Annotated in this window: 4 protein-coding genes and 1 pseudogene; all 5 read right to left on the bottom strand. The window is 70.5% G+C overall.

Annotated elements, in window-relative coordinates; translation table 11 throughout:
* Nucleotides 1-5: 5 nt before the first annotated feature.
* On the bottom strand, nucleotides 6-2081 hold the full coding sequence (locus AC2VOR_RS10345; RefSeq protein WP_369738529.1) for a substrate-binding domain-containing protein: 2076 nt from the start codon (nucleotides 2079-2081) through the stop codon (nucleotides 6-8).
* Between the two features lie 85 nt (nucleotides 2082-2166).
* Nucleotides 2167-4353 carry a malate synthase G gene (locus AC2VOR_RS10350; RefSeq protein ID WP_486963736.1) on the bottom strand — a complete coding sequence of 729 codons (2187 nt, stop codon included), beginning with the start codon at nucleotides 4351-4353 and terminating at the stop codon, nucleotides 2167-2169.
* 312 nt (nucleotides 4354-4665) lie between these two features.
* Nucleotides 4666-5694 (bottom strand): hemolysin family protein, encoded by a 1029-nt coding sequence (locus AC2VOR_RS10355; protein WP_369741575.1) that lies wholly within the window; start codon nucleotides 5692-5694, stop codon nucleotides 4666-4668.
* 8 nt (nucleotides 5695-5702) lie between these two features.
* Nucleotides 5703-7060: pseudogene (locus tag AC2VOR_RS10360) on the bottom strand (hemolysin family protein).
* 194 nt (nucleotides 7061-7254) lie between these two features.
* On the bottom strand, nucleotides 7255-8144 hold an 890-nt coding region (locus AC2VOR_RS10365), incomplete at its 5' end, for a GuaB1 family IMP dehydrogenase-related protein (protein WP_486963737.1).

The following is an 8144-nucleotide window of genomic DNA, read 5'->3' on the forward strand; positions in this document are numbered from 1 at the left end:
TCGGCTCAGCTCAGGAACGTGTTGACCGCGGCGGCGAGGCCGGGGGAGGCCGACGTCGGCAGATTCTGGTAGCCACCACCGCTGAGCCGGGCGACGGCTTCCCAGGTCGGGCGGTCGGGGTCGGCGCCGAAGTCGATGACGTTGACCGCGATCGGCTTGGCCGGGTCGGCGCTGGTGCGGATGAAGTCCTGCAGGCCCGCCCCGTCGAGCGTCTTGTCGGTGTGCGGCCCGGCGGTGATGACCAGGATGGAGTTCGCCTGGCCGGCGCGGTAACTGGCCTGCCGCTCCTGATAGATCATGCGCAGCGTCGTGAACGAGACCGCGCCGCCCGGCGAGGAGTACTGCTTGTCCAGGGCGGCAATCAGCGCCGCCGTCCGCGGCTGGCCGTTGACGGGGTCGGACAGCGGTCCGGTCGCCACCTCCGCCCGGCCCTCGTGACCGTCGAACGTCCACAGCCCGAGGACGTCGGAGGGCGGCAGCGCCTTGATCTTGCCCTCGAGCGCCGCGATCACGTTGGCCAGCCGGGTCTTGCCGCCTTCGTCGGTGGGCATCGACTGGTCGAGCATGATCGTCGCGGCCAGCCCGCTCGACGGCGCGGCCATCGCCTCGGCCAGCGTGGCCCGCAGGCCGTCGTCGCCCACCGACAGGGCGGGCGGGAGGGCGGGGAAGCCGGTGACCGGGCTGCTCGGCGGTTTGATGCCGTTGACCCGGAAGCCGGCTCGGGCCAGCTTGTCGAGTTGCTCGGGCTTGCGCATGAAATGGGCGAACTCGCTACCCGCCGACACCTGCTCCTGCGTCAGCCACTCGCCGCTGAGAAGCACGGTGGGATAGTCGGCCACCGGCGGCGGTCCGGGCGGCAGCCAAGCACCCAACTTGCCCTTGGCATCCGACAGCGACTGGCCGCGCTGGAACACCTGCTGCTCGGTGGTGATCACCGCGTGCACCGGCGCGGACGCGGCGTCATCCGCGTCGACCAGCGCGTTCATCGCCTCGACCAACGAGTCGTCCGCCAGTTTGGGCTGGGAGCCAAGCAGCGTGTGGACCGCGCCGATCCCCTGGGTGGCCGGGGCGCCGGCGGGCGCCGAGGCGACCGCGACCGCCTCGCCGGCCAGAAACGAGGCGTCCCCGTTGCCGCCCGTCGGCAACGCCAGCCGCAGCGAGCCCCAGCCCGGCAGGTTCAATACGTCCAGGGCGTTCGGGTTTGCCTGCAGGCCGGGCAGTGCGGCCCAGGTCTGGTCGCTCAGGGCGCGCTCGAGTTCGGGTCGGACGGCAACCACCACCGGCGACGTCACCAGCGACCGGCTGTCGCTGATCATCTTGGGACCCGTGGCCGCGGCGAGCCGCGCGACGGACACCGAGCTGCCCGGCAGCCACAGCGCCGGCCGCTCGCCCAAGTCGGCCGGCCACTGGCCGATGAAGCCGCCGAGGACGGCGTCGGCGTTGGCCGCCTTGATCTTCACCACCATGCAGTGATCGCCGACCGGGCCCGCCGACGAGTTGTAGCTTTCCGCGAGCTGCTGCACCGGATCGGCGATCGACGGGTCGACGATGACCGCGACGTCCTCTCTGCCCCCCACGCAGCGCACCGCGGCGCGGTGCGAGCGGTTGGACAACGCGTCGCCGAAAAAGCTCCACAGGATCACCGTGCCGACCACCAGGATGACGGCCACCAGCGCCACGATCACGCCGACGCTGACGCCTCGGCGCCCGCCGACGCTGCGGTGGCCGCCGCGCCAGTCGCCGAGACCCCGGTGCCCGCCCCGGAACAGCGACGGGGCCGCCGCGCTCTCCCGGTCCGCCGGGCGCGGGGCGAATTCCGGATACTCGTCGGGCGTGCCCGCACCGAACGCGCCGTCGGCGGGGTAGCGCGCCTCGGCGTCGGGAGGTTCCTCCTCGCCGGCGTCGTCCCCGCCTGCCGCGTCCTCGCCGGGCTCGGGCGGCGAGGCCTCCGGCGCGGGGTAGCCGATGCCGCCCCACGGGTCGGTCGTCCAGGGTCCCGTCTCGAACCCGTCGCCCGAGCGGTCTTCGTCGGACGGCTGGTCGACGGGCTCGTCGGGGTCGGGCCTGCTGTGCCTACCCATACCGCCGTCCGCCGCCTTTCCGTCGACTGGTCACGTGAACTGATAGTTCATCGCATCTGCTGCCCGGTCTGGGGCACCGGCGATTTTACTGCGCCGCGCGGGCTTTGAACTCGCGCCGGCGCCGATGCAGGATCGGCTCGGTGTAGCCGTTGGGCTGCTGCGCCCCCAGCAGGATCAGGTCCTGGGCGGCCAGGAACGCGATGCTGTCGTCGAAGTTGGGGGCCATCGGCCGGTACGCCGGGTCGCCCTCGTTCTGCTGATCGACCATCGGGGCCATGCGCTCCAGGCCGGCCCGGACGTCCTCGCTGGTGATGATGCCGTGGCGCAGCCAGTTGGCCAGCAACTGGCTCGAGATCCGCAGGGTGGCGCGATCCTCCATGAGGTCCACGTTGTGGATGTCGGGCACCTTCGAGGACCCCACGCCCTGGTCGATCCAGCGCACCACGTAGCCGAGGATGCCCTGGCAGTTGTTGTCGACCTCCTCGCGGATCTCCTCGGGAGCCCAGGCGAGTTCCTTGGACAGGGGGATGGTCAGTAGCTGCTCGACGGTGGCGCGCTTCTTGCCCGCCAGTTCCTCCTGCACCGCGGCCACGTCGACCTTGTGGTAGTGCATCGCGTGCAGCGTCGCCGCAGTCGGAGAGGGCACCCAGGCGGTGCTGGCACCGGCGCGGGGCTGGGCGATCTTCTGCTCGACCATGTCGGCCATCAGCTCCGTCATCGTCCACATGCCCTTGCCGATCTGGGCGTGGCCCTCGAAACCCGCCGCCAGACCGACGTCGACGTTGTTGTCTTCGTAGGCCAGGATCCACGGCTGGGTCTTCATGGCGCCCTTGCGCACCATGGGGCCCGCCTCCATCGACGTGTGGATCTCGTCGCCGGTGCGGTCCAGGAATCCGGTGTTGATGAACACGACCCGGTCGGCGACCGCCTTGATGCAGGCCTTCAGGTTGAGGGTCGTGCGCCGCTCCTCGTCCATCACGCCGACCTTGATGGTCTTCTGCGGCAGCCCCAGCACGTCCTCGACCCGGCTGAACAGCTCGGCGGTGAACGCGACCTCGTCGGGGCCGTGCATCTTGGGCTTGACGATGTAGACCGAGCCGGTGCGGCTGTTGGCCAGCGGGCCGTTGCCGTCCCCGGTCTTGAGCCCGTGGATGGCGCACACCCCGGTGAACAGCGCGTCCTGGATGCCCTCGTATATCTCGTTGCCGTCCGCGTCGACGATCGCGTCGTTGGTCATCAGGTGACCGACGTTGCGCACGAACATCAGGCTGCGGCCCGGCAACGTCAGCTCACCGCCGTCGGGGGTGGTGTAGGTGCGATCCGGGTTGAGGACGCGGGTGAAGGTCTTGTCGCCCTTGCTGACCTCGGCGGCCAGGTCGCCCTTGTTCAGGCCCAGCCAGTTGCGGTAGGCGCCGACCTTGTCGTCGGCGTCGACGGCGGACACGGCGTCCTCGAAGTCGATGATCGTGGTGACCGCGGACTCCAGGACCACGTCCTTGATGCCGGCGGCGTCGGTCTTGCCGATCGGCGACTCCGGGTCGATCTGGATCTCGATGTGCAGGCCGTTGTTGACCAGTAGCACCGACCAGTTGGGGGAGCCGAGCTCGCCGCTGTATCCGACGAACTTCTCCGGGCCGGCCAATCCGGTGGACCCCGAGCCGGTGTCGAGCTGCAGGCGGCCGTCGACGATGCTCAGGCCGGTAACCTCGGTCCACGAGCCCGACTCCAGGGGCGCCGCCTCGTCGAGGAATTTGCGGGCGTAGGCGATCACCTTGTCGCCGCGGACCTTGTTGTAGCTGGTGCCCTGCTCGGCGCCGTCGCTCTCCGGGATGACGTCGGTGCCGTAGAGGGCGTCGTAGAGGGAACCCCAGCGGGCGTTGGCCGCGTTCAGCGCGAACCGGGCATTGGTCACCGGGACCACGAGCTGCGGTCCCGCCGTCGTGGTGATCTCGGGGTCGACGTTGGCGGTGGTGATGGTGAAGTCGTCGGGTTCGGGCTGCAGGTAGCCGATCTCGGTGAGGAACTCGCGGTAGGCCTCCGGGTCGAGGGGCTGGATCACCCGTTGCCGGTGCCACTTGTCGATCTGGGCCTGCAGCTCGTCGCGGCGGTTGAGCAGCTCCTGGTTCCGCGGGCTGAGGTCAGTGACGACCCTGTCCACGCCCACCCAGAAGCTGTCCGGGTTGATGTCGGTGCCAGGCAGGGCCTCGTTGTTCACGAAGTCGTAGAGCACTCGGGCGATTCGCAAGTTCCCCACCGACACGCGATCAGTCATTTCTCTCCTCCGTAACGGGCCTGCTCGCACCTCCGGCCCTCAGCTGGCAATGGCGTCAGCCTACCGACATGCAGCCTGACGATCGTTCCCCGGCCGACCCGCAGTAGCAGGTCAGGCCCCGCTGACCGCTCCACCGACGACACCGCGGCGGGCACTGAGGACCACTCGTCGGCAACGCTCGCACCGCGGCGCGAATAGCTCTGACCTCCAGCACGTATCTCTACTGGCAGCCGTAGCGATCATACGGGTCGGGGCCGCCCTGCCCGCCGGTCACTCCCACCCGGCCCGTGCGGGCCCCGCCGACGCCTCCCGCTAGGCCTCGTTCATGGCGCCGACCAGGTCTTCGACCAGATCTTCCATGGCCACCATCCCGACCACCACGCCGACGTCGTCGGTCACCAGGGCCAGGTGGCTGTTGTTGCGGCGCATCCGGGACAGGGCGTCGGCCAACGGCAATGACGTGGGCACCCGCGGCAGCGGCCGCACCAGCGCCAGGTCGATCGCGGTCCCGGGGTCGCCGCCGAGGGTGAGCACGTCCTTGATGTGCAGGTAGCCGATGAAATGGCCGTCCGGGCCCGCCACCGGATACCGGGAGAACCCGGTCTCGGCCAGCGCCTGCTCGACACTGCCGACCGTCGGCCCCGAGTCAGGCCCGGCCACCGGCACCGCCCGGGTCGCGGCCAGCGGAACGACCACGTCCCCGACCACCCGGTTGCGGACCTGCAGCGCCCGGGTCAACCGGCTGTGTTCCTCCCGATCCAGCAAACCTTCCGAGACGGATTCGGCGATCATCTCGTTGAGCTCGGCGGTGTTGACCGCGATCTCGAGTTCGTCCTTGGGTTCGACGCCGATCATCCGCACGACCGCGTTGGCGCAGCGGTTGTAGAACGCGATGAACGGCCGGGCGACGCGCACGTAGGCCAGGTACGGCGGCACCAGCAGCATGGCCGTGCGTTCGGGACCGGCCAGCGCGATGTTCTTGGGCACCATCTCGCCCAGCAGCACGTGCAGCGTCACCACGATGGCCAGCGCGACGGCGAACGACACGGTGTGCAGCAACGTCGGGGGCAGATCGGTCAGCCCGAACCCCGACTGCAGCAGGTCGAACACCGCGGACTCGCCGATCCGGCCGAGCAGCAGGGAGGCGGCCGTCACCCCCAGTTGGGCGCCGGCCAGCATGGACGATAGCTGCTCCCCGGCGCGGATCACGGTGACCGCCCTGGTCCTGCCCTGCTCGGCCAGCGCTTCGAGGCGATCCCGGCGCACCGAGATCAGCGAGAACTCCGCCCCGACGAAAAAGGCGTTCACCGCGATCAGCAGCACGGCCAGCAGCAGGCTCATGGTGTCGCTCACCGGCGGCCCCGCTCCTGCGGGCCGCCCAGCTCGGTCAGCTCGAGCTGGTCGATGCGGTGCCCGTCCATCCGGACCACCGTCGCCTGCCAGCGTCCCGGCGCGTCGCGCAGCCCGTCGGAATCCAGCGACGTCAGCTCCACGGTCTCGCCGGCCGTCGGGATGTGGCCGAGTTCGCGCAGCACCAGCCCGCCGATCGTCTCGTAGGGCCCCTCGGGCCCGCGGTAACCGGTGGCGGTGGCAACCTCGTCGATGCGCAGCAGACCCGCCACCCGCCAGCCGCGGCCGGCCGCCATCACGTCCGGGGTCGCGTCGTCGTGCTCGTCGCGGACGTCGCCGACGATCTCCTCGATAAGATCCTCGAGGGTGACCATGCCGGCGGTGCCGCCGTATTCGTCGACGACCATGGCGGTCTGCAGCTCGCTGGTGCGGATCTGCGCCATCACCGCGTCCCCGTCCAGCGTCGACGGCACCACCGGGACGGGTTGGGCCAACTCGGTCAGCGGCGTGTGCGCGCGGTCGGCCGGTGGGATCGCGAAAACCTGTTTGACGTGCACGATGCCGACGGTTTCGTCGAGGTCACCGTCGACGATCGGGAAGCGGGAGAACCCGGACTCGGCGGCCGCCGCGATCAGGTCGGCGACGCTGTCGCCGGTCTGCAGGGCCACGATCTTCGACCTCGGCGTCATCAGTTCCTCGGCGGTCCGGGTGCCGAACTGCAGCGATCGCCGCACCAGCGAGGCAGTGGCCGCGTCCAGGGCGCCGCTGCGCGCCGAGGTGCGCACCAGCGATAGCAGCTCTTGCGGCGAGCGGGCCGAACGCAGCTCCTCGGCCGGTTCGATGCCCAGCTTGCGCACGATCCAGTTCGCCGCCCCGTTGGTCACCCGGATGGCGGGGGTGAGCAGCAGGGAGAACAGCAGCTGCACGGCGACGACGGCGCGCGCGGTCGCCAGCGGACGGGCCACCCGAGGTATTTGGGCACCAGCTCGCCGAACACCATCGACACCGACGTCACGACCACCATCACCAGAAACGCCATGATCACGTCGCCCGCGTGGTCGGACATCCCGAGCGCGTCCAGCCATGGATGCGGCAGGTCGCCCACCATGGGTTCGGTGAGGTAGCCGGTCACCAACGTGGTGATGGAGATGCCCAGCTGGGCTCCCGAGAGCTGGAACGACAGCGTGTTCTGGGCGCGCTGGATGAAACGGTCGCGGGGCCCACCGGCGCGGGCGTTGGCCTCTACTGCGCTGCGGTCGAGCGCCGTCAGGGAGAATTCGGCCGCCACGAAGACCGCGTTGGCGACGATCAGCACGGCGATGGCCAGCACGCTGACCAGACTGGCGGTGAGGTTCACGGTGTTCCCGGGAACGTCGCGGGTGGCCGCTGCACCCGCAGGAAAGCGGCCCCGAGGCGTGCCTGCGGCACGTCAACCCCTTCGCTCGACGCCGCGCAGCGGTTTGCTGCGGGCTGGAATTTCACCGGAGATGCCATGGTAGCGAAGTTCGCGTCCCAGCCGGAACATCCGGTTGCCACGCGTTCAGGGTGGTGTCACCAGCCCAGGGGCAGCGGATGGCCCTCGGCGAACCCCGCGGCCGACTGCACACCGACGATGGCCCGCTCGTGCAGCTCCGCCAGGTTGGCGGCGCCGACATAGGTGCAGGTGCTGCGCACGCCCGAGGTGATGTGGTCGATCAGGTCCTCGACGCCGCCGCGGGCGGGATCCAGGCCCATCCGCGAGGTCGAGATGCCTTCCTCGAACAACGCCTTGCGGGCCCGTTCGAACGCCGTGTCGGCGCCGCTGCGGGCGACGACGGCCCGCTTGGACGCCATCCCGTAGCTCTCCTTGTAAGGCTGGTTGTCGCGGTCGCGCATCAGGTCGCCGGGGGACTCGTAGGTGCCGGCGAACCACGAGCCGATCATGACGTTGGACGCGCCGGCGGCCAGCGCCAGCGCCACGTCGCGCGGGTGGCGGATCCCGCCGTCCGCCCACACATGCCCACCGAGGGCCCTGGCGGCGGCGGCGCATTCGACCACCGCGGAGAACTGCGGGCGGCCGACCCCGGTCATCATCCGCGTGGTGCACATGGCGCCGGGCCCGACACCGACCTTGACGATGTCGGCTCCGGCCCCGAGCAGGTCCCGGGTGCCCTCCGCCGACACCACGTTGCCCGCCACCAGCGGCAGGTCCAGACCCAGCCCGGCGACCGCCGCGATCGCCTCCAGCGTCTTGACCTGGTGCCCGTGCGCGGTGTCGATGACCAGCACGTCGACCCCCGCTTCGGCCAGCGAGCGGGCCCTGGCCCCGACGTCGCCGTTGATGCCGACGGCGGCGCCGATGCGCAGCCGCCCGCGCGCGTCGGTGGCCGGGGTGTAGAGCCCGGCGCGGATCGCGCCGGTGCGGGTCAGCACTCCGGCCAGCGTGCCGTCCGGGTTGGTCA

The sequence above is a fragment of the Mycobacterium sp. TH-M103 genome, from assembly GCF_057473785.1.